Raw genomic sequence first — 19,435 nt, 5'->3', positions numbered from 1 at the left:
CTTGAAATTATTTTAAAAGCATTTCTTTTTTCAAAGCAGAGCTTTGTTGGGAAAGACGAAGTCAGTCCCGCCCTGGTCAAGAATAAATCCATGAAATATAGCGAAGCTTACTGAAGCTCCTTTTTTATCAAACGCTATTTCTAAAACTATCCTCCAAGCTTCATTAAAAAAAACATAATTAGTAAAAATGATATTGAAAAACCAATTGCTATAATTACGAAAGTACCTATACACAAAAACAATCTGTCGTTTTTATGTTCCGATCTTAATAGCTCTAAATTAGCTTCTCTATATTTCTTGTCAATCATCATCTTATTTTTTATTTTAATCCCGTAAACAGTACAGTAACGACCGTTCCTACAGTAAAGTAAAGGAACGCCTATTACGCCTCTTTCGCAATACCAACTTTTAGTGATTTTTTAAATAAACCCCAATTTTCAACAATAAAACAGGATTATGTTACGAATCAATTTTGGACCTATAAATAGGAAATTATAGACTTTATAAAACCTTAGAACTACTGTTCCCCAAAACCAATCCGCACCATTCAAATAAAAATTCTCAATAACAGAAAAAGATACCAAACACACACTTTTACTATCTACACCAAAATAGGGTCCATAAAAAAAGCGCCCAGACAAACTGCCGGGACGCTCATAATTAAAAGTATTTAATTTTATTTTTTAAACATTTCCTGCAAAGGCTTCAATTGCTCCATATCGATATTAGATTTTTTCAAAACAGACATCAACGTCATAATGTTATTAGGGTTCATATCGTCACCCAAAACCCGCACGACGGCAAACCCGGCATCTTTACTATTCGCAAACAGCACAAACTCATCTATGTGCTCATCCGAGCCTACATAACTCACTGAAGCTCCAGCCGAACCAGAACCATACTTCATCAGCTGTTGGTACTTTTTGCCCTTTAAAATCAAGTTAATCTTCGCACGCTCTGTTTCGAATAGTACTTTGTTGGTTTCATCAAGCTTGAACGCTAAAACATTCATTTTGTCAAATGATTCCAAAGCTCCATTTTCCTCTGCAGATAGTTTCGCTTTGTCTAAATTCAAGATACTCGGCGAAACATCTAATACAATGAAGTCTTTATTTTCAGTATTTTCTACAAAGTACTTCTGCAGCGTAGGCTCTGTGTTACAACCAACAACTAACAGACTTAGAAAAATCGCAAAGCTATAAATCGTTTTCATCTTATTTTTTTCCTTTGGTTGCTCTTTTCAAATCGTCTCCACCAGGTATTCTCATTTTATCAGTAAGAATCGAAATTTCATTCAAATCAAAGTTACCTGTTAATGACATTAAAACAGTTTCGTCAGATTTACTTCCCCCTTCGATAAACATCAAAAGTTCTTTTATCTGAGAATCTGTCGCTCCAGATTTCACCAATATTTTTATGTTTTTACCGCTGTCATTCACACGCATCAATTCTTCTAAACCAGCAGTTCTTATATACTTCTCAGCAGCTGATCTCATTTCATTAGTTGCTCTAGTACTGCTAGTCGTAAAGACTTTTAAATTGTCCAACTTTTTTATCAAGTTCATATATTGCTGAGTTTCTTTATCAGAAGCATCAACTTTAACCTTACTCATCAACTCAAACATTTTTTTATTTACGATAATGGACGTAACATCATCTTGTCCGTCAAATTTATCGAAAGCAGCTTGCGCAAAAAATGGGCTTGTAATTAATGCAAATACTAATGTGATTATACCTTTTTTCATTTCTTTTATATTTATTATTGTTTAAAAATTAATTTTTTTGAATCCTCGTATTGCTCCAAACATATAACACTTTCTATGCCAACATTCACATGGCTTGACAACATTGCCAATGCTTTTTGTGTTTCTTTCATCGCTACCTCCGGATTGTCATACGTCCCCAGATCCTGACTGACAACTTCTTTATCAAAATACACATAGGTTCCGGCACCCAGCATAACAACAATTGAAGCGGCAATCGACAGCCATACTTTTGTTCTTTTCCTACCCTTAACTATCGTCGGTACCTGAGTCTCTTGTTTCAACTCCAGAGTAGCAGCCTGTGAAAAATACCCGAAAATTGGCGTGTACTGATCCAAATGAGGCGCAACATCTGCAGAGCTAAAGTATTTTTGCAGCTCTTTCTCTTCATGTATACTAGTTTGACCTTCAAAGTATTTTTCTAGTAACATTTCTATTTTATTCAATTCCATATCTGTGGATTTTTGACATATTTTCTCTAATTGTTTTTCTTGCTCTTGAAAGTGCCACCCGAATAGCTGTTTCATTCATTTCTAATATTTTTGCAATTTCTTCAAAATCATATTGCTCAATGTCCCGCATCTGAATTATCAACTTTTGCTGTTCAGGCAATTGATTAATTATTTTCTCAACCCAATTCAAACTGTCTCCGTCTTCCAGTATTTTATCTAATCTTGCTGATTTATCAGTAAAATTATCATGACTGATCTTGACGTTTCCTGCTCTTCTTGACTTCAACTGATCTAAACAATAATTTTTAGTCATTGTCATCGCAAAAGCTTCTACGTTATTAATAGCAACCAAACTTTCATTTTTGCTCCATAATTTAACCAAAATCTCTTGAGTAGCGTCTTCAGCTTCCTCTGTACTTATGAGCAACCTTTTTGCTAATCGAAAGACTTTGTCTTTGAATGAAGCTGTAATCTGCAAAAACTCTATTTGGTTCATAAATCAATACATTATTAGTCCAGCTTATAGTATCAAGACGAGACAGTTTTATTTTTGTTACAAAAAACACTAAAAATTAAAACTAAAGATACTATTTTTACGTTCATTATATAAATTACCTCAATATATGAAACCTACACTCAAATTTGCGCTATTACTTCTTTTAGTAGTTTTTTCTTTCCAAAGCTGTCAAGATAATGATGATACTGCAGCACCTATAAACCTGGAAGTACAGGATTTTATTTGGAAAGGACTAAACCAATATTATTTATGGCAACCAGATGTGCCTAACCTATCCGATGACCGTTTTGCATCGCAAGACATACTAAACGTTTTCCTGCGAGGATATCCAGTTCCTGAAGAATTATTTGACGCGCTAAGAGTCGATAAGTCTATCGATAGATTTAGTTGGATTGTAGATGATTATTTGGAACTTGAAGGCGCACTTCAAGGAATTACAAAAAATAGTGGTATTGAGTTTGGATTAGTTTACAAACCAGGAAGCACTACAGATATTTTTGGATATGTTCGTTACATCATTCCAGGATCTGATGCAGCAACTAAAGATATTAAACGCGGAGCCATCTTTTATGGTATTAATGGAACCCAACTTACCATAAGTAATTATCAGTCTTTATTAGCTAATGATACTTTCACTTTAAACCTTGCTGATTACAATTCAGGAGCCATTACACCTAATAATAAAACCGTTGCTTTAACGAAAACGGTACTGTCTGAAAACCCAATATTAATCAATAAAGTCATCACTAATGGGACACATAAAATTGGCTATCTATTGTATAATGGTTTTTATGCGGATTACGACAATCAATTAAACGATGCTTTCGGAAGCTTAAAATCACAAGGAATTACTGATTTAGTACTAGATTTAAGATATAATGGAGGTGGATCAGTACTTACCGCTACTCGTCTAGCCAGCATGATTACAGGACAGTATACCGGAAAAGTTTTTGCAAAACAGCAATGGAATCCAAAAATCAACAGCTACTTTGAATCTAACAATCCAGAAGCGCTAAAAAACAACTTTACAGATAAGATAGGAACTACTGCAGTAAACAGTTTGAATCTAAGTAAAATTTATATCCTTACCACAAAAAGCACGGCTTCAGCAAGTGAACTTGTCATCAATGGTTTAAAACCTTATATGACTGTAGTTCAAATAGGAGATATAACGACAGGAAAAAATGTTGGATCGGTTACCTTATATGACTCCCCTACTTTTGGCAAGGACAACAGAAACCCAAATCACCGTTATGCCATGCAGCCCATTGTTTTAAAAATTGTAAATGCAGCAGGTTTTGGAGATTACTTCAATGGACTAACACCTGATTACTCGCTAAAAGAAAATTACGGCAATCTGGATGTCCTTGGAAATTCTACCGAACCTTTATTGAGCACAGCTATAGGAAAAATTACAGGAACAGGTAAAATGCTGAAACAAAGTCCAGAGAAAGACTTCAACTATTTTAGTGACACAAAATCATTGAATGGTATACAAAACCAAATGTATTTAGAAAAAGCACCTGAAGGCATCTTGAAAGCCTTGGAATAATTCATAAACGGTAAACATAAAACTAAAAAAGGCTTTCATCACTGAAAGCCTTTTTTAGTTGTATAAAACAATGAATTATCTATTCATTAAAATAGAAACCATTTGGACCAACACCTACAGTAAATTCTTTTTGAATCGTTCCTGTCAATGAGTACACATACGCTTTACTATTTGCCGAAAAATCTCCTCCATCAGCAATGTAAATACGATTGTCTCTTACTGCAAAACCATACATTTTTCCGTAAGCTGAAGTTGATGTGTATTTCATAATTTCAGTAGTTGAAGCTTCAGATGCATTCAAGTTCATCGCATAAACCGATGTATTTAAAGTATAATATGCTTTATTATCATAAATATCTAAATTCCCAACCCCGTCTAAGGCTTGAGGAAAAACAAGCTTTGTCATTGTTTTGTCTGATAATTTTACTTTTACCATTTCGCTTCTTCCTCCGTATGGGCTTCTCAAAACATATAAAACACCATCTTTTACTTCCATTGTATTTGCATCCGATCCAATTGCAACAGGCGTTTCAAGCGCTTTTGTAATAGGATTAACAACTAATAATTTGTTATTATTGTAAGGCTCTGTGATATAAAGTTTACCGTTTTCAAGTAAAATTCTATTGGCAGTTGCGTTCAAATCAATTTTAGATTCTACAGTATTAGTCAGTAAATCAATCACCGCAATATAATCATCTGTATTTCCTGTAGCTGGATTAGAGTACGAATACGTATTTGCATTGGTTACATACGCTTTTCCATCTTTTACAACTCCGTATCTTGGCGTTTTTAAACCTGTTTCAATTTTAGCAATTAGCTTAAAGGTATATCGATTAACAACACTAATCACATTTGAACCACCTACAATAATATAAGCATTGTCTCCATCAAAAAACATAGATTGTACATATTTTCCTAAAACATCAGTACCATTTACTGTACTATAAACATTTTGAGTAAAGCCTGTTAAGTCATTACTTATGTAAGAAACAGATCCTGATCCAGAACCTCCTTCATTCAAAACGAAAATTCCATTTTCGTATAAGCCTTTTGGCACTGCTGGCTCATCATCCTTTGAACACGATACAAAAAGCGAAACACTTATTGCAATTAAAAACAATCTTGATAACTTCATCATTATATTAAAATTTAAGGTTTAAGTACATATTAAAATTTCTTCCTGGCATTAGCCTATTTTCTAAGCTTTGATAGTTCTCGTTAAAGACATTTAAAACTTGGAAACCCAGTTTAAAAGAAGATAAAAAAGTAAAATCATAATCAACCCCTACATTAGAAACGGTGTATGATTTAATAATTTCATTGGGATCATTATCTGATCGAGTAAAAACAAATCCATTATATAAAAACTGATAATTGACAGCAACCCTCTTGTATGAATATCCCAGCGACGCTGTTGTTTTATTAAATGGAACGAAAAAAAGTTGCTTTTTGGTCTCTCTATTTTCCGAAACGGTGTACGCATAGGTTGCATTTGCATTAAAATAATGCTGCCCCTTATTATGTGCCCATCCTAAAAGAAACTCAGTTCCATAGGTATTGACCCTATCTGTATTTTGTGGCGACCATATTCCTTTATCACCAGGAATCCATCTTAACAAATCATCAATTTTAATGAAGTATGCCGTTTGCGAAAGCGTAAAATCATGATATAAAAACACATTACTTAGCTCTGCTTGATAGGAACTTTCGGGTTTTAAGTTGGGATTCCCTCCTTCCTCCCAGTATAAATCATTATACGTTGGAATACGGAAATTTCGAGAAAAATTCATTTTCAAACTGTACATTTTACTAAATTCATAAGTTGACCCTAAGGAAGCCAAAACTGGTGATTTATAGTTGGTAGTAAATTCTTTTCGAACACCCAATTCATATAACAATCTTTTACTGATACTATGCTTCGCTAATAGCGCTCCCGAACTTATTTCTCTCGAATGAGTTCCAAATCCAGAGCCCGAACCGTTCGTTTTATTGTATTCGAAAACTCCTTTTAATTCGAATGCTTTTTTGAATTGATAGCCAAGATCAGCTTTAGTAATTAGGCTTCCTGTTTCTCCAAAACTATGATCGTTGCTCTCGATATCCGGAAAATAATTATAGCTCTCGAAGACATAAGCCGCTTTTGCATTGGCGGTAAGCCCACCAAAAAACCCAACATACTCCAACAAATTACGACTAAAACCATTGACATATTTTGTCTTTGCTTCCGATTCGGAAATTAATGAAATATTGCGATCAGTATTGGACGTTTGACTGTATAATTTCAGAGTGTTGTTGTTATTAATTTTATAGCCTAGATTAGCATTCAAACCCATAACGTCATACTGCCCGTTCTGGTTCCAACGTTGTATTCCTTTCCAATTATAAGAATTCAAATAGGGATAATCATTGGTAGAACTGTTTTTAGTAAAACTAAGCTGAGTACTCCATTGTTCATTAGCTACCTCCATTTTGTAGTTCACCCCTATGGTATTAAAGCTTCCATAATCGAGTTTTAAACTATTGACAAACTGATTCTTAAACACCAAATCATTATTCAAATGAACCGTTCCTCCTATTGCTCCACTGCCATAAATCACACTTCCTCCACCCGCTTTTACACTGATCGAATTAAAATTGGCAGATGAAATCGTATTGAAATCTGTACTTCCATTCATTTGGGAATTTATATTTATTCCGTTCCAAATTACTGCTGTCTGCGAGGCGGTTGTTCCTCGAAACGCAACTGTAGACAACATTCCGCGACCATATTCCTTAAAATAAAGCACGGTATTGAAGTTTAATAAATCCGTTAATAAGGCTTCGTTTTTATTAATAATCGAATCATTGAAATGAATAACCGACTGAGAACTAGAAAATTTCTTGAGATTGCTATCTGAAATTATAACTTCCTTTAACTTATGAACACTATCATTTTGAGCCAAAATAATTTGGCACAATAATAAAAAATAAAATACTAGTAGCTTTTTAGCAGTCATAATTTCTAAACCTTATCTCCCGAAAGTTTGTTAATAATTATGTATTAGGCAGGTCTCCTGGCTTGCGTCTTGTTGTTTACCTTCCCATCTCGTTTATAGAACGAAACAGTGGTTTTGTAGATAACAACAAGCTTGATAGCTTACAGTTGCGGGTACAGCTCAAGATTTTTGATTTGGGATTTACGATTTCGGATTTAAAATCCTGAATCTAAATTCGTAATTCCTAAATTTTCACTTGATTCCCTTTTAATGTGTTTTGCAAAAAGCAAATGCACAACCTCAATACGGCGGCAAAAGTAATACTTAATTTAGAAAAAAAATTAAAATAGCATAGTTATTATTAAATTTCGATTTTAATCACAGCTCCAAAATCAACTTTGTTTTGAAAAGCGTCTTTTAATGGTAAATTTGAAATTTTACATAATACGCTACGGATTACGCCAGCGTGGGCAACTATAACGATCGGTTTTGTATGCCCTTTTTGTAGTTCATCTTCCATGAAATCTACAACTCTGTCATACAAATCGGTAAAAGCCTCTCCGTTAGGAACAGCAACATTCACAAAATCATTCATCCAAGGCGCAAAATCATCTGGAGGAATAGCGTCCCAATTGACCATTTCCCAATCTCCAAAATTCATTTCCATCAAACGATCATCCCTAATAATTGGAGACGATGCCACATAATTAGCCAACTCTATACATCGAAACAAAGGACTAGAATATACTATTGAATCTTTTGGAATTTGATTTTTGATTTCCGCAAACAATTCCAAATAAGGTTCTTGAATCTTCACGTCCGATTGTCCGTAGCAGATTCCTTTTTCACACACCGTCTCGGTATGACGAATTAAATAAACTTCCATAGGACGATAACTGCTAGATAAAATACTACTTCACACACTTGTTGGGTTGCTCCAAGACAATCCCCAGTATAACCGTCAATCCATTTCTGGAAATAACGCGCTAAGAAAAATCGGGTCAAGAAAACTGGAACTAAGACTAGTACGAATTGCCATTGAAAACAAATCAAGATGACAAGTGGCAGTAGTCCGAAAAGGAAGGCGCCAACCACTTCTCGCCAAGAAAAATTTTGCGCTATGGGTTTGCTTTTACTAGTAGCGTCTTCTCGCGAATACTCATGCGTAAAAACAATCGAAATTGCTGCCAATCGGCTCAAAGAATGTGCGGAAACAAACAATATAAAAATTAGGATTTCCGAATTAAGATTTGGTATTTCTGAAGAGACAATTCGAGAAAGTGAATGATATTTCAGTAATAATAGCAATACAACACCAATTGCACCATAGGCTCCAATCGCGCTGTCTTTCATAATCATCAAAATCTTTTCTTTAGTCCAACCTCCTCCAAAACCATCACAGACATCGGCAAAACCGTCCTCATGAAAAGCGCCTGTAAGCAGTACCGATGCAATCATTGAAAAGATAACGGCAATTTCAGGACCTAACAAATAATTAAACAACCAAAAAATACCAAAAGCCACGCTCCCCACAATCCATCCAATAAGAGGAAAGTACCGACTCGCTTTATTCAAATAATCGGGATTATGATCAATGTTTCTTGGACATGGAATCCGAGTGTAAAACATTAACGCAGTAAAAAATATATGGATTTCTTTTTTCATTTTTTAATAAAATATTTTTTGTGTGACTTGGCTAAAGCCAATCTAAAGCTCTTTTTTAGTATCCAATAGCTAAAGCTATTGGCAATTCAATATACTGTTTTCAAAATTAACTCCTGACTTATCTAAAGGCAAGCAAATTATAGCTGTATTTGGCTTTAGCCAAATCATTTACTACTCACTCCGGCACTTTCAAAACTTGCCATTTCATTCAAGAAAGCCACTGCCGATTCTATAATGGGAAACACAATAGCGCAACCAGTACCTTCTCCTAAACGCAAATCGAGTTTAAGAATAGCGGAAGCTTCAAGGTAATCTAATAGTTTTCCATGTGCCTGCTCGGCCGACTGATGACTAAAAACAGCATTTTTAATGATTAAAGGATTCTTTTTGCTTGCTACCAAAAAAGCGACACTGCAAATAAACCCATCAACCAAAATAAGCATCCTGTTTTCATAAGCTTCCAGCATTCCAGCTGCCATCTGCAGGATTTCAAATCCACCAAAATAGGCCAACTGGCTATCTAAATCCAGTAAACCACTATAATTATCGAGAGCTTTCTTGAGGGTCATTTGCTTCTCAATTAACTTTTCGTCATTTACCCCAGTACCTCTTCCTACGCAGTCTTCGATTGGAAAACCACACAAGACACTCATCAAAACGGAGGCTGTGGAAGTATTACCAATTCCCATTTCGCCAAATCCAACACAATTGCTGCCTGATTTCGCAATCGTTTTAACAATTTCACTTCCTTTTGTAAAGCAAAGTTCCATTTGCATTTTACTCATTGCTGGCCCTGCTATAAACGACTTCGTTCCTTTATCGATTTTAGCCGAAACTAGCTTTGCATTTGGTGGAAAATCATAATTCACTCCGGCATCTACAATAGAAAGATTGATGTTATTTTGTTTGCAAAACACATTTATCGCGGCGCCACCTTCTAGAAAATTAGAAACCATTTGTCGGGTTACATCCTGCGGATAGGCACTCACACCATGCTGAGCAATACCATGATCCGCAGCAAAAACGACAATGTGTGGCAGGATAATTTTTGGTTTCAATGTTTGGAACAGCTCCCCTATCTGTTTGGCTAATTTTTCCAAAACACCAAGTGCACCAGTGGGCTTGGTTTTATGATCAATTTTGTATTGCAAGGCTTCTGATAAAGAAATTGAGCAATCTTTATTTATTTCCTTATCCCTCTTTATTTCAGCTACTGGATGCAGGATTCTTATTTCCTCTACAAAAGGAAATTCTGATTTTTGTTTCCAATTTAGTTGCTGCAACATGGGTTGGTTGTCATAATTAGTAGCGGGTTTGCCTACGCAAAAATACCCCAGCGGTTCCATATGTTCGGGCAATCCTAATAGTTGCTTGAATTGATAATAATTTAAAATCGAAATCCACCCCATCGAAAAACCTTGCTCTGTCAAGGACAGCCAGATATTTTGAGCGGCACAAACGGCACTGAACTTAATAGATTCATTACTTCCCACTGTTCCGATGGTAAAATTATTCAATACCGAACGATCATAACAAATAACCAAACCAAGGGGTGCTTCTTCGATTGCTTCTAGTTTTAATGCTTTATAAGCTGCTTTTTGTTGCTCATTATCCGTTTGATTGGCGGCTTTGTTGTCGTAGTCTACAAACAGCGCTTTAACGGCTTTTTTTATTTCATCCGACTTGATTAGATAATATTTTGTAGCATCGGTCAAACCCACAGAAGGCGCCCAATGCCCCGCCTGCAATGCTTTGTTGATTACCTCGTCTGGCACTTCATCATTTGTAAAATGACGAGTATCACGACGTGCTTGTAAAATTTCATCTAAATTAGTCATCCTGTTTTTTATTTAAAATTTCAATTTGAGTTTATTGCTAACAAAAATCTTCCCAAACTATAAAGCAATACTCCTTATAGGTTTTTACCGAAAATTCAGGTAGTATAATGCGTTCCGAAAAAAGCGGACAATTAAGCACCAAGGTATGAAACTCTCCGTTTTCGCCACAAGGATCTATCCCTTTTTGTTGTAACTCAATTGCTAATTCTTTCGATAAAATCCTTCCTAAATACCCCTCACCCATGGTTGTATTACAGGAAACAATCATCGTCTCGATTCCATTATCAATCATTTCATTGACTAAAACAAGTCGATCTTGTTGCCATAAAGGTAAAACTGCTTTTAAATCTGATGCTATGCATACTTTGTCTTCCCAATCTTTGTGCGCTTGCAAATCGATATCACCAAAAACTGCGGCATCCAAAGTATATTTTGCTTTAAGCGTTTTCAAAGTACTAATAAACTTAGCTTCATAATCGCCCCAAGTTGCTGGAATCCCTTCGAGTGGCAACTGCATTTTTTGAGCTTGTTGATTTAAAATGGATAACGGCAGTCCATGCGAACGCGATACCTTTCCATTCTCATTCATCATATTGAGCAAAACTTGCGGAACCAATCCTTGATCAATGGCCTGCATCATCGCGTAGCAACTGTCTTTTCCACCGCTCCAAGAAGTCAAGAAATTCATAATTACCCTTTTATCGTTACCGGAATTCCCGAAACCATTAATACTACTTTTTCTGCTTTTTTGGCAATATATTGGTTCATCCAACCTTGCAATTCGGTAAATTTCCGACCAATGTGTGTATCGGCATGAACGCCCATTCCTATTTCGTTGGTCACAATAATAATCGTTGTATTTTCTTGAGTTTCAATTTTGTCAAATTCTGCTTTGGCTTGTTCCAAGGAAAGGGCTACATCATTTTTAGTATCCACAAAAAAATTCGTCAACCACAAAGTGACACAATCTACGATCGCTACATTTCCTGAAAAATCAATTTCGCTCAAGTACTTTTCTTTTTCAACATTTACCCAGCGTTCGTCACGGTCTTTTTGGTGGCGATCAATTCTTTTCTGAAAGTCATCATCCCATTTTCTCGCTGTAGCAACATACATCGGTTTAGGCGCTAGTTCTTTAGCCAAATGCTCAGCAAATCCGCTTTTACCTGAACGTTCGCCTCCTGTAATTAAATATATCATGAATTTATTTTTCTAAATTAATAAGGACAATGCCGACAACCATTACCGCAACAACTCCCTCTTTTTAGATGAAAAAAAGACTTAAAAACATAATTACCATTTTCTAAATAATAATCAATTCCTTCGATTAATTGGGCTGCTTTTGGTAATGCAGTTACTTTATTGTCAAGAATCGTTTCGGGAGTTAAACTATTTATATAATCATCAATTTTATCCGAACTTGCTTTTTTAAAACATTCAAGACAAAGGCAATCGACGGCGGTAGTTGCTACAAATAAAGGTGGAAAATTGTTGCACCAGCAACTTTGAGCAGTTGTGTCACCGCAGTCAAAAGGAGTTGAGCAACTAGAACATTGTTTCACTTTTATAGCATTCATTTGGTAAAGATAGTATTTGTTGATTTTTTTTGAACAAAAAATAAACAAGATTTTTTGTATTTTCTTCTACCTTTGTGCTACTTCTAAAATCGCAGCATGAAAATCAATTCCTACCGCATTCTTTTTGTTTTTATTTTTTTAACGCTAACCGCATGTAAAAAAACAGAAAAACTAGACACTAAAACTATTTCGAATACAAAAAACGAAATTGAATATGCGACAAGCTTGGCCATTTACAAACAAAATGGTTATTCGATCGTTAAAGTAATTAATCCATGGCCTAATGCCGAAAAAGATTTTACTTATATCCTAAAAGAAAAAAATGCTACAGTCCCTGATAGCTTAATAAAATACAATACCATCCAAGTGCCTTTGGAGTCAATTGTTGTTACTTCAACCACAATTGTTCCCTATTTAGAAATGCTTGGTGTCGAAAATAAATTAGTTGGATTCCCTCATACCGACTTTATTTCTTCGGTGAAAACCAGAAAATTAATTGACAACGGAACTGTCAAAAATGTAGGCCAAAACGAAAAACTAAATATGGAAATGTTGATCGATAGGAGTCCCGAACTTATTGTGACTTTTGGTATCGACAACAACAACCCCATGCTGGACAATTTGACCAAAAGTGGTTTAAAAGTGCTCATTCAGGCCGATTGGATGGAGCAATCTCCACTTGGAAAAGCCGAATGGATTAAACTTTACGGAGCGCTTTTTGGCAAAGAAAAAGAAGCTAAAAATCAATTTGAAACTATTGTCAAAAATTACAAGGATGCCCTAGCTTTGGTTGCCACCAAAAAACCAACGGCAACTGTATTGTATGGATCGATGTACCAAGACCAATGGTATGTGGCCAAAGCCAACAGCTGGGTAGCACAATTTATTAAAGATGCCAAAGCCAATTATTTATGGTCGGATGTGGCAGGAACAGGAAGCATAGGATTATCATTCGAACAAGTATTAGAAAAAGCCAAATCAGCCAATTACTGGATAGCTTCGGGATCCTATAAAACGGTTGCCGAATTGAATGCAATTAACCCACATTACAGTCAATTTGATGCTTTTAAAACCAAACAAGTCTATACTTTTGAAGGAAAAACAGGCGCCACAGGAGGCACTATTTATTATGAAACAGCTCCAAGCCGACCAGATTTAGTGCTAAAAGATTATATCAAAATCTTTCATCCTGAATTACTTCCCAATTATACGTTTACCTTTGCACAAAAACTGAATTAAATTGACCCATAGAAAACGTAACCTATTTTTATTTTCCTTACTCGGATTAGGGCTTATTGCTTTGTTTTTTATCAACATTAGCTTGGGTTCGATTACGATTCCGTTTAAGGAAGTGTACAGCAGTTTAACAGGTGGGCAGGCGAGTAAATCAACTTGGGAATACATCATCATTAACTACAGGTTACCCAAAGCAATTACGGCAGTTTTAGTAGGTATGGGACTTTCGATTAGTGGCTTATTAATGCAAACCTTGTTTAGGAATCCACTAGCGGGTCCTTATGTATTGGGACTCAGTTCTGGTGCAAGTTTAGGAGTAGCTTTTGTTATATTGGGAGCAGCATTTATGCCTGCATTCATCAGTTCAATATTACTATCCTCTTACGGAATTGTGCTTGCATCAACCTTAGGAAGCTCTTTTGTTTTATTGGCAGTTTTACTGATTTCACATCGCTTGCGTGACACTATGGCTATTTTAATTGTAGGTTTAATGTTTGGTAGTTTTACCAGCGCCATTGTAGGGACACTTACCTACTTTAGTACGGCGGAGCAATTGCAAAAATTTACTTTCTGGTCTATGGGAACACTTGGAAATTTATCATGGACATCCATTACTATTTTATCTATTTCTGTTTTTATAGGATTGCTTTTAAGTTTGTTTAGTATCAAACCGCTAAACGCCTTATTGCTCGGTGAAAATTACGCTCGTAGCCTTGGACTTAATTTCAAAAAAACGCGATTAATCATTATCCTTGCCACCAGCATCCTTGCTGGAAGCATTACCGCTTATGCAGGACCCATTGCTTTTATTGGTTTGGCGGTGCCTCATATTGCAAAACTACTATTTCAAACCAGCAATCATTCGGTTTTATATTGGAGTACACTTCTCATTGGGGCTGGAATAATGCTAATTTGTGATGTGGTTTCACAAATGCCTGGATTTGACATTACCTTACCTATAAATGCGATAACCTCTTTACTTGGAGCGCCAATAGTGATTTGGTTATTGGTACGAAAACGGAAAATGATGGGTTAATTTTATACAATGAACTGCAGTTTTCAATAAAAGAATAAAATGAGTACAACTGAAGATATCCTAATTACGACAAACTTAAACATTGGTTACAAAACCAAAAGTGAGGTTACTACTATTGCCAAAAATCTCAATCTGACTTTAAAACAAGGGAAATTGATTGCTTTAATTGGAGCAAATGGTGTGGGGAAATCAACTTTGTTGCGTACGATTACTGGAATTCAGAAACCACTAGAAGGCGCTGTTTTTTTGAATAACAAAAAAATTAGTGACTATCAACCTTTGGAACTGGCAAAAAACCTAAGTATTGTTTTGACCGAAAAACTACCTCCAAGCAACCTGACCGTTTTTGAATTGGTCGCATTGGGTAGGCAACCTTATACCAATTGGATTGGAACTATAACCAATCAAGACACCACTAAGGTTCACGAAGCCATGGAACTAACTCAAATCAGTCATTTGACAACCAAAAAACATTACGAAATCAGTGATGGTCAATTACAAAAAGTATTAGTTGCACGTGCATTAGCACAAGACACTCCGCTAATAATTTTAGACGAACCTACTACCCATTTGGATTTATTACATAAAGTAGCACTTTTCAAACTCTTGAAAAAACTCACTCAGGAAACGAATAAATGCATTCTGTTTTCAACTCATGATATCGATATGGCCATACAATTGAGCGATGAAATGATCATTATGACTCCTGAAACTGTTGTTCAAGATGAGCCTTGCAATTTTATTTCCAAAGGAACTTTTAATACGATATTCAAAGACGAACATATTGTTTTTGACTCAGAAAAAGGGAAGTTTGTGATTGTATAGTCAATATTTTCCCTACAACATTCAGAATTAAATTATAAACAGCAATTAAAAGCTAAAAAACACACAAAAACTACTGTACTTCAGCACATTATACTTTTATTTTGTATTTTTACTTGCTTTAAATTTAGTTTCCCCCAGATCAACTTATCTACATTATTAGAACAAAATTTTAAAATTTTAATTATGGAAAATCTGTTTACTGTATCAAAAAAAATCATTCTATTGGGGGCATTTCTTCTTCTCTATTCTTGTAGTAAAGACGAAATGGTTAATAGTGATTTACCACAAAATTCACCTCAGTTTGTAACATCTAAAAAAAGTAGCGATAAGCTTAACGTATTTAAAGGTCCAGAGATTACCGTAGGATATGGAAAAGTACGTTCTTGGATTAGTATGTATTCTAATGGTTTTCCTAATGAGATAGGAATCGAAATGACGAAAGACGCCTTACTGAATCCCGAAAGAGATAAAAAGAAATCTTCTGCTGCAGGCATCACAATAAATATCCCTATGCATTTAAAAGCAACACAAGCTACTCCTTTTGATCACATTGGACTCAATTGGAATCCTCATGGTCATGAACCTGAAGGCGTTTTTAATGTTCCTCACTTTGACATTCATTTTTACATGATTTCAATTGCAGAACAATTAACAATACCAGAATGGTCTCCAAGTACAGATGCTGCATTTAATCTTTATCCTCCTCTTGGTTATTTACCGGCAGATTATTTCACCCCTCCTGGCGCAGGTACAGCTGAGGGTCAAATGGGAAAACACTGGCTTCCTGTAAACTTAGGTGATTATTTACCTTTTTCAAAAATTATGATTTATGGCTCCTATAATGGAAAAGTAAATTTTATCGAACCGATGATCACTACAGAATATTTACTCTCAAATGAAGAAGCAAGCCTCAATTATTCTCAGCCTGAATATTTTGAAAAAGCGGGGAATTATCCAACGAAGTATAACATATATCATGATCAGTCTACCGGGAAAATTTACATTACCCTAAGTGATTTTGTGGCTAGAAATTAAAACAAATGAGGAAGAACATCTTCCTCATTTGCTTCTATTATCACTTTCCTTTCAATAAATTAATACTCACGGTAGCACTATTCGAATCCGGGAATCGTTTAAAATACTGCGTATCCGGATACAATCCTGCTTCGGCAGCTACTTTATGCAAGACGGGGATTTCCACAATATATTGATCTGAAAAACCATGAGTGGCATCGTAGGCTGTTGCAGCGGTCTTTCCAATATTAGCAGCTGTCACACTGGGTGGTATCGTATGTAATTCTATCATCAGTAAACCAAAATTCCTAACATAGGGCGACCATTTATTAAAATGTTCTACTAAATTATCTTCCACTAAATTAGTACTTACTCGCTTCCCTCTGTGAGCAAAAGCCCCGGTGGACTGACTTACTCTATCCTTTGTACTGTTTTTTGGTTCTTCCCAAATCCTATTGTGGTCTAGAAAGGTTCTCACGTTCAATAAATCTTTCAAATCGATACCATAATTTTCCATTAAATCATCTGCAAGTAAGTCCGGACGACCAATGTCTCCCCAAATAACTTTGGCCCAAATATCAGCTTTAATCAAATTAGCCCGAGTCACTTTTAGAGCTGCTTGATTATAATCGGCACCCACAAGAAATAACGGATAATCATCAAGTATTCTTCCCCTTAACGTTTGTCTTTCGATTACGGTAAAGACATGTTCTAAAAACGCTCCGTTTCCGCAACCCATATCCAAAATTCCTTTTGGCTGGTCTTCTATAGGTAAATTAAACAATTTTATTATGATTTCATCCACCACTTTAAAATAGGTTTCATGTGCACCGCCACTTCCCCAAACGTTCATTTCACGGTCTACATGAACCTCATCTTCGCCATCAGCAATCGCCCTTAAAATAGCAGCGTTGCCAAAAAGCAAATCGTCCATTTTACTAAAAGTTGGTAAATAGGAGACCGTCACACCATAAGCCGCAGCTCTTTTTGCAAAAAATAGTCCCGTTTCCGTGAATTGATAATTTCCGTTCTTTTGTGTAAACCAACCTAAATGGGCAAAGAAATCCAATATGATTTTGAAATTTTCGGGCGACTTATGAAATTCTTCGGGGCGGAAAGATATCTCCATAAAATATTTATGAAACATCCCGTTCATACCTAATCGCACCAAAGTGGGACCAACCAAAGCGCCCTCAATATGCATTAAAACCTGATGTTGTATCTCTCGCTCTAATGGGTCATTGGAGAATTTGACCTCATACTTTTTTTTATATTTTTCGAAAATCACCCGCAACCGCTCAAAAGGAGCCTCTTCAAATAACCGAGGATGGAACTGCATAGAAAACTGTAATAAATCTACCACGTCTTCATAAAGATGAAATAAGGAAAAAGCCATTTCACTTTTTTCAGTAATTGTAAATTTAATTTCGTCTGTAGTGTTATTGATATGATAATGGAGAAATCCTTGGGAACATAAGACTCGCAAGCCTACATTAAGATAGCCTTCGTTTGCCGTAAAATGAGAAGTAAGTTCATCCAGTGTGGCTTCCTTTTTATCAAGCAAAAAAGACAAAACTCCTTTTTTATGCAGGGAATAAGCCACCGGAGCAGTCACTAAACCATCTAAATGTCTGAAAATTGTACTTCGTAGAGAGACTTTATCGATCATAAAAAGGAAATTTTAAAATGAGTGCTATTTGCTAAAAATACAAATGCGGTACTCAAATATATAAAATTCCTTGGTAACAATACGATTCCTTTACAACTCCTAGCGCTAAGGTCTTACTTGAGCATAATCTGTCTTTTGGCCTCACCGATAACAAAAGCCACCGAATTGGCAATATTGAAACTCCGAATCAAATTGGACATTGGAATTTTTAGATGATTCTCGAATTGCCCCAAAACTTCTTCACTTAGTCCTTTGCTTTCTTTCCCAAAAACCAACCAATCTCCGTCTTGAAAATCAATCTCCAAATAAGATTTTTCAGCATGAGAACTCATTAAGAAAACACGTGAAGCATCCGGAATTTGAGCAATCCATTCGGCTACATTTTGATATTCAGTAACATCAAGATGCACCCAGTAATCCAGTCCAGAACGTTTCAAGTTTTTATCATTGATGACAAAACCGAAAGGGTGAACCAAATGCAGGTGACTTTCAGTACCTACACACAATCGACCAATATTTCCGGTATTATTTGGTATTTCGGGTTCAACTAAAACGATGTTTAACATTTAAAAAGATTTAAGATTGATGATTAACGATTGCTGATTTTTGATTTTTGTAATTGCTTTTTTGCTATTGACATTGCCATTGATTTTTGTTATTGCTATTGATTTTTGCTATTGCAAATTTTCAACTTCAATCACTTCTCCAGCTTGTAAATCGTCTAGATAGACATTTCCTATTCGGACACGAACCAGCCTAAGAGTGGGAAATCCGACAGCAGCTGTCATTTTACGTACTTGACGAAACTTACCTTCATTTACCGTTATCGAAGCCCAGGAAGTGGGTCCATGACGTTCGTCTCGTATTTTTTTACCTCTCGCTCCAAAAGCAGGAATTTCAGTTATCAAAGAAGCATCACATTTTTTAGTGATGTACTTGGTTCCATTGAAACCTATTTCGACACCAGCCTTCAGTTTATCAATCGCTTCCTGATGAATAATGCCATCTACTTGTACATAATATTCTTTGTCTACTTTTTTAGAGCGAATGATTTCACTCATCATGCCATCCGTGGTCAACAACAACAATCCTTCCGAATCTTCGTCTAGACGTCCTATTGCCATCGTTCCTTTTGGAAAATCGTACAATTCACCTAGCAGTTTCTTTTTTCGTTTCAATTCATAGATAAACTGACTTAAATATCCATATGGTTTGTGAAGAATGAAGTGCTGATGGGACATATAAAATACGTATTGGAATGAGGTGCAAATTTAGGTTTTCCTTTTTTATCCTATCAAAAAAATCAGCTAATAAAA

20 protein-coding genes and 1 riboswitch are annotated in these 19,435 nt (G+C 35.6%); of the genes, 5 read left to right on the top strand and 15 right to left on the bottom strand.

All coding sequences use genetic code 11. The annotated features are described in order from the left end of the window. Positions 1-676: 676 nt before the first annotated feature. From BLV35_RS16120 to BLV35_RS16105, 4 genes are read right to left on the bottom strand one after another with little or no spacing between them, the layout of a single operon-like run. Positions 677-1,213, bottom strand: coding sequence for a DUF4252 domain-containing protein (locus tag BLV35_RS16120; protein ID WP_091092611.1), 537 nt, complete (start codon positions 1,211-1,213; stop codon positions 677-679). A 1-nt stretch (position 1,214) separates the two neighbouring features. Beyond that, on the bottom strand, positions 1,215-1,745 hold the full coding sequence (locus BLV35_RS16115; RefSeq protein WP_091092609.1) for a DUF4252 domain-containing protein: 531 nt from the start codon (positions 1,743-1,745) through the stop codon (positions 1,215-1,217). 14 nt (positions 1,746-1,759) lie between these two features. Further along, complete coding sequence (locus BLV35_RS16110) at positions 1,760-2,290, bottom strand: hypothetical protein (protein ID WP_317040184.1); 531 nt, start codon at positions 2,288-2,290, stop codon at positions 1,760-1,762. Beyond that, positions 2,202-2,711: an RNA polymerase sigma factor gene (locus BLV35_RS16105; protein WP_091092603.1), complete on the bottom strand. Its 510-nt coding sequence runs from the start codon at positions 2,709-2,711 to the stop codon at positions 2,202-2,204. Before BLV35_RS16105 ends, BLV35_RS16110 begins: the two co-directional genes overlap by 89 nt. 127 nt (positions 2,712-2,838) lie before the next feature. Here BLV35_RS16105 and BLV35_RS16100 point away from each other — a divergent pair, with 127 nt between their 5' ends. Next, positions 2,839-4,284: a S41 family peptidase gene (locus BLV35_RS16100; RefSeq protein WP_091092600.1), complete on the top strand. Its 1,446-nt coding sequence runs from the start codon at positions 2,839-2,841 to the stop codon at positions 4,282-4,284. A 79-nt stretch (positions 4,285-4,363) separates the two neighbouring features. Here the strand turns inward: BLV35_RS16100 and BLV35_RS16095 are convergent, their stop codons facing one another. The 8 genes from BLV35_RS16095 to BLV35_RS16060 form a co-directional block, all read right to left on the bottom strand. Further along, on the bottom strand, positions 4,364-5,422 hold the full coding sequence (locus BLV35_RS16095) for a YncE family protein (RefSeq protein WP_245712091.1): 1,059 nt from the start codon (positions 5,420-5,422) through the stop codon (positions 4,364-4,366). A gap of 4 nt (positions 5,423-5,426) precedes the next feature. Next, positions 5,427-7,280 (bottom strand): TonB-dependent receptor plug domain-containing protein, encoded by a 1,854-nt coding sequence (locus tag BLV35_RS16090; RefSeq protein ID WP_091092597.1) that lies wholly within the window; start codon positions 7,278-7,280, stop codon positions 5,427-5,429. Between the two features lie 31 nt (positions 7,281-7,311). Beyond that, a riboswitch (cobalamin riboswitch) is annotated at positions 7,312-7,577 on the bottom strand. Between the two features lie 43 nt (positions 7,578-7,620). Further along, the gene (gene cobC / locus BLV35_RS16085) at positions 7,621-8,145 is read right to left on the bottom strand and encodes an alpha-ribazole phosphatase (RefSeq protein WP_091092595.1); all 525 of its coding nucleotides are present in this window, start codon (positions 8,143-8,145) and stop codon (positions 7,621-7,623) included. Then, on the bottom strand, positions 8,130-8,924 hold the full coding sequence (locus tag BLV35_RS16080; RefSeq protein WP_091092593.1) for an adenosylcobinamide-GDP ribazoletransferase: 795 nt from the start codon (positions 8,922-8,924) through the stop codon (positions 8,130-8,132). Before BLV35_RS16080 ends, cobC begins: the two co-directional genes overlap by 16 nt. Positions 8,925-9,088: 164 nt before the next feature. Then, positions 9,089-10,762 carry a nicotinate-nucleotide--dimethylbenzimidazole phosphoribosyltransferase gene (gene cobT / locus BLV35_RS16075; RefSeq protein WP_091092591.1) on the bottom strand — a complete coding sequence of 558 codons (1,674 nt, stop codon included), beginning with the start codon at positions 10,760-10,762 and terminating at the stop codon, positions 9,089-9,091. A gap of 37 nt (positions 10,763-10,799) precedes the next feature. Beyond that, positions 10,800-11,450, bottom strand: coding sequence for a Dph6-related ATP pyrophosphatase (locus BLV35_RS16070; RefSeq protein ID WP_091092589.1), 651 nt, complete (start codon positions 11,448-11,450; stop codon positions 10,800-10,802). A gap of 2 nt (positions 11,451-11,452) precedes the next feature. Then, positions 11,453-11,962, bottom strand: a complete 510-nt coding sequence (cobU, locus tag BLV35_RS16065; protein WP_091092587.1) for a bifunctional adenosylcobinamide kinase/adenosylcobinamide-phosphate guanylyltransferase — start codon at positions 11,960-11,962, stop codon at positions 11,453-11,455. Between the two features lie 17 nt (positions 11,963-11,979). Then, positions 11,980-12,339: a C1orf53 family protein gene (locus tag BLV35_RS16060; RefSeq protein ID WP_091092583.1), complete on the bottom strand. Its 360-nt coding sequence runs from the start codon at positions 12,337-12,339 to the stop codon at positions 11,980-11,982. 96 nt (positions 12,340-12,435) lie between these two features. On the opposite strand from BLV35_RS16060, the gene BLV35_RS16055 reads away from it, so the two are divergent. The 4 genes from BLV35_RS16055 to BLV35_RS16040 all read left to right on the top strand — a co-directional run bounded on the left by BLV35_RS16055 (position 12,436) and on the right by BLV35_RS16040 (position 16,471). After that, the gene (locus BLV35_RS16055; protein WP_091092580.1) at positions 12,436-13,578 is read left to right on the top strand and encodes an ABC transporter substrate-binding protein; all 1,143 of its coding nucleotides are present in this window, start codon (positions 12,436-12,438) and stop codon (positions 13,576-13,578) included. Between the two features lies 1 nt (position 13,579). Further along, positions 13,580-14,611: an iron ABC transporter permease gene (locus BLV35_RS16050; RefSeq protein WP_091092578.1), complete on the top strand. Its 1,032-nt coding sequence runs from the start codon at positions 13,580-13,582 to the stop codon at positions 14,609-14,611. A gap of 39 nt (positions 14,612-14,650) precedes the next feature. Next, a complete protein-coding gene (locus BLV35_RS16045) occupies positions 14,651-15,436 on the top strand; it encodes an ABC transporter ATP-binding protein (protein ID WP_091092575.1) in 786 nt (261 codons plus the stop codon). A gap of 183 nt (positions 15,437-15,619) precedes the next feature. Continuing rightward, positions 15,620-16,471 (top strand): hypothetical protein, encoded by an 852-nt coding sequence (locus tag BLV35_RS16040; protein ID WP_091092572.1) that lies wholly within the window; start codon positions 15,620-15,622, stop codon positions 16,469-16,471. 40 nt (positions 16,472-16,511) lie between these two features. Here BLV35_RS16040 and BLV35_RS16035 read toward each other — a convergent pair whose 3' ends face one another. The 3 genes from BLV35_RS16035 to BLV35_RS16025 form a co-directional block, all read right to left on the bottom strand. Beyond that, entirely contained in the window at positions 16,512-18,119 is a 1,608-nt protein-coding gene (locus BLV35_RS16035; RefSeq protein WP_091092570.1) for a class I SAM-dependent methyltransferase, read from the bottom strand. A 113-nt stretch (positions 18,120-18,232) separates the two neighbouring features. After that, positions 18,233-18,685, bottom strand: a complete 453-nt coding sequence (locus tag BLV35_RS16030) for a tRNA (cytidine(34)-2'-O)-methyltransferase (protein WP_091092568.1) — start codon at positions 18,683-18,685, stop codon at positions 18,233-18,235. A gap of 108 nt (positions 18,686-18,793) precedes the next feature. Further along, positions 18,794-19,360 (bottom strand): pseudouridine synthase, encoded by a 567-nt coding sequence (locus BLV35_RS16025; RefSeq protein ID WP_091092566.1) that lies wholly within the window; start codon positions 19,358-19,360, stop codon positions 18,794-18,796. Positions 19,361-19,435 lie beyond the last annotated feature (75 nt).

It is taken from the genome of Flavobacterium gillisiae (genome assembly GCF_900107635.1).
GTDB classification, from domain to species: Bacteria; Bacteroidota; Bacteroidia; order Flavobacteriales; family Flavobacteriaceae; genus Flavobacterium; species Flavobacterium gillisiae.
Note: the sequence above shows the minus strand (reverse complement) of the source record. Positions and strands in the feature narration are given on the sequence as shown.

Coding starts and splice junctions, on each gene's coding strand:
- cobC (WP_091092595.1), bottom strand. CDS start 8,145: ATGGAAGTTTATTTAATTCGTCATACCGAGACGGTGTGTGAAAAAGGA.
- cobU (WP_091092587.1), bottom strand. CDS start 11,962: ATGATATATTTAATTACAGGAGGCGAACGTTCAGGTAAAAGCGGATTT.
- BLV35_RS16035 (WP_091092570.1), bottom strand. CDS start 18,119: ATGATCGATAAAGTCTCTCTACGAAGTACAATTTTCAGACATTTAGAT.
- BLV35_RS16095 (WP_245712091.1), bottom strand. CDS start 5,422: ATGATGAAGTTATCAAGATTGTTTTTAATTGCAATAAGTGTTTCGCTT.
- BLV35_RS16040 (WP_091092572.1), top strand. CDS start 15,620: ATGGAAAATCTGTTTACTGTATCAAAAAAAATCATTCTATTGGGGGCA.
- BLV35_RS16025 (WP_091092566.1), bottom strand. CDS start 19,360: ATGTCCCATCAGCACTTCATTCTTCACAAACCATATGGATATTTAAGT.
- BLV35_RS16090 (WP_091092597.1), bottom strand. CDS start 7,280: ATGACTGCTAAAAAGCTACTAGTATTTTATTTTTTATTATTGTGCCAA.
- BLV35_RS16115 (WP_091092609.1), bottom strand. CDS start 1,745: ATGAAAAAAGGTATAATCACATTAGTATTTGCATTAATTACAAGCCCA.
- BLV35_RS16070 (WP_091092589.1), bottom strand. CDS start 11,450: ATGAATTTCTTGACTTCTTGGAGCGGTGGAAAAGACAGTTGCTACGCG.
- BLV35_RS16105 (WP_091092603.1), bottom strand. CDS start 2,711: ATGAACCAAATAGAGTTTTTGCAGATTACAGCTTCATTCAAAGACAAA.
- BLV35_RS16060 (WP_091092583.1), bottom strand. CDS start 12,339: ATGAATGCTATAAAAGTGAAACAATGTTCTAGTTGCTCAACTCCTTTT.
- BLV35_RS16120 (WP_091092611.1), bottom strand. CDS start 1,213: ATGAAAACGATTTATAGCTTTGCGATTTTTCTAAGTCTGTTAGTTGTT.
- BLV35_RS16045 (WP_091092575.1), top strand. CDS start 14,651: ATGAGTACAACTGAAGATATCCTAATTACGACAAACTTAAACATTGGT.
- BLV35_RS16110 (WP_317040184.1), bottom strand. CDS start 2,290: ATGAAACAGCTATTCGGGTGGCACTTTCAAGAGCAAGAAAAACAATTA.
- BLV35_RS16030 (WP_091092568.1), bottom strand. CDS start 18,685: ATGTTAAACATCGTTTTAGTTGAACCCGAAATACCAAATAATACCGGA.
- BLV35_RS16100 (WP_091092600.1), top strand. CDS start 2,839: ATGAAACCTACACTCAAATTTGCGCTATTACTTCTTTTAGTAGTTTTT.
- BLV35_RS16080 (WP_091092593.1), bottom strand. CDS start 8,924: ATGAAAAAAGAAATCCATATATTTTTTACTGCGTTAATGTTTTACACT.
- cobT (WP_091092591.1), bottom strand. CDS start 10,762: ATGACTAATTTAGATGAAATTTTACAAGCACGTCGTGATACTCGTCAT.
- BLV35_RS16055 (WP_091092580.1), top strand. CDS start 12,436: ATGAAAATCAATTCCTACCGCATTCTTTTTGTTTTTATTTTTTTAACG.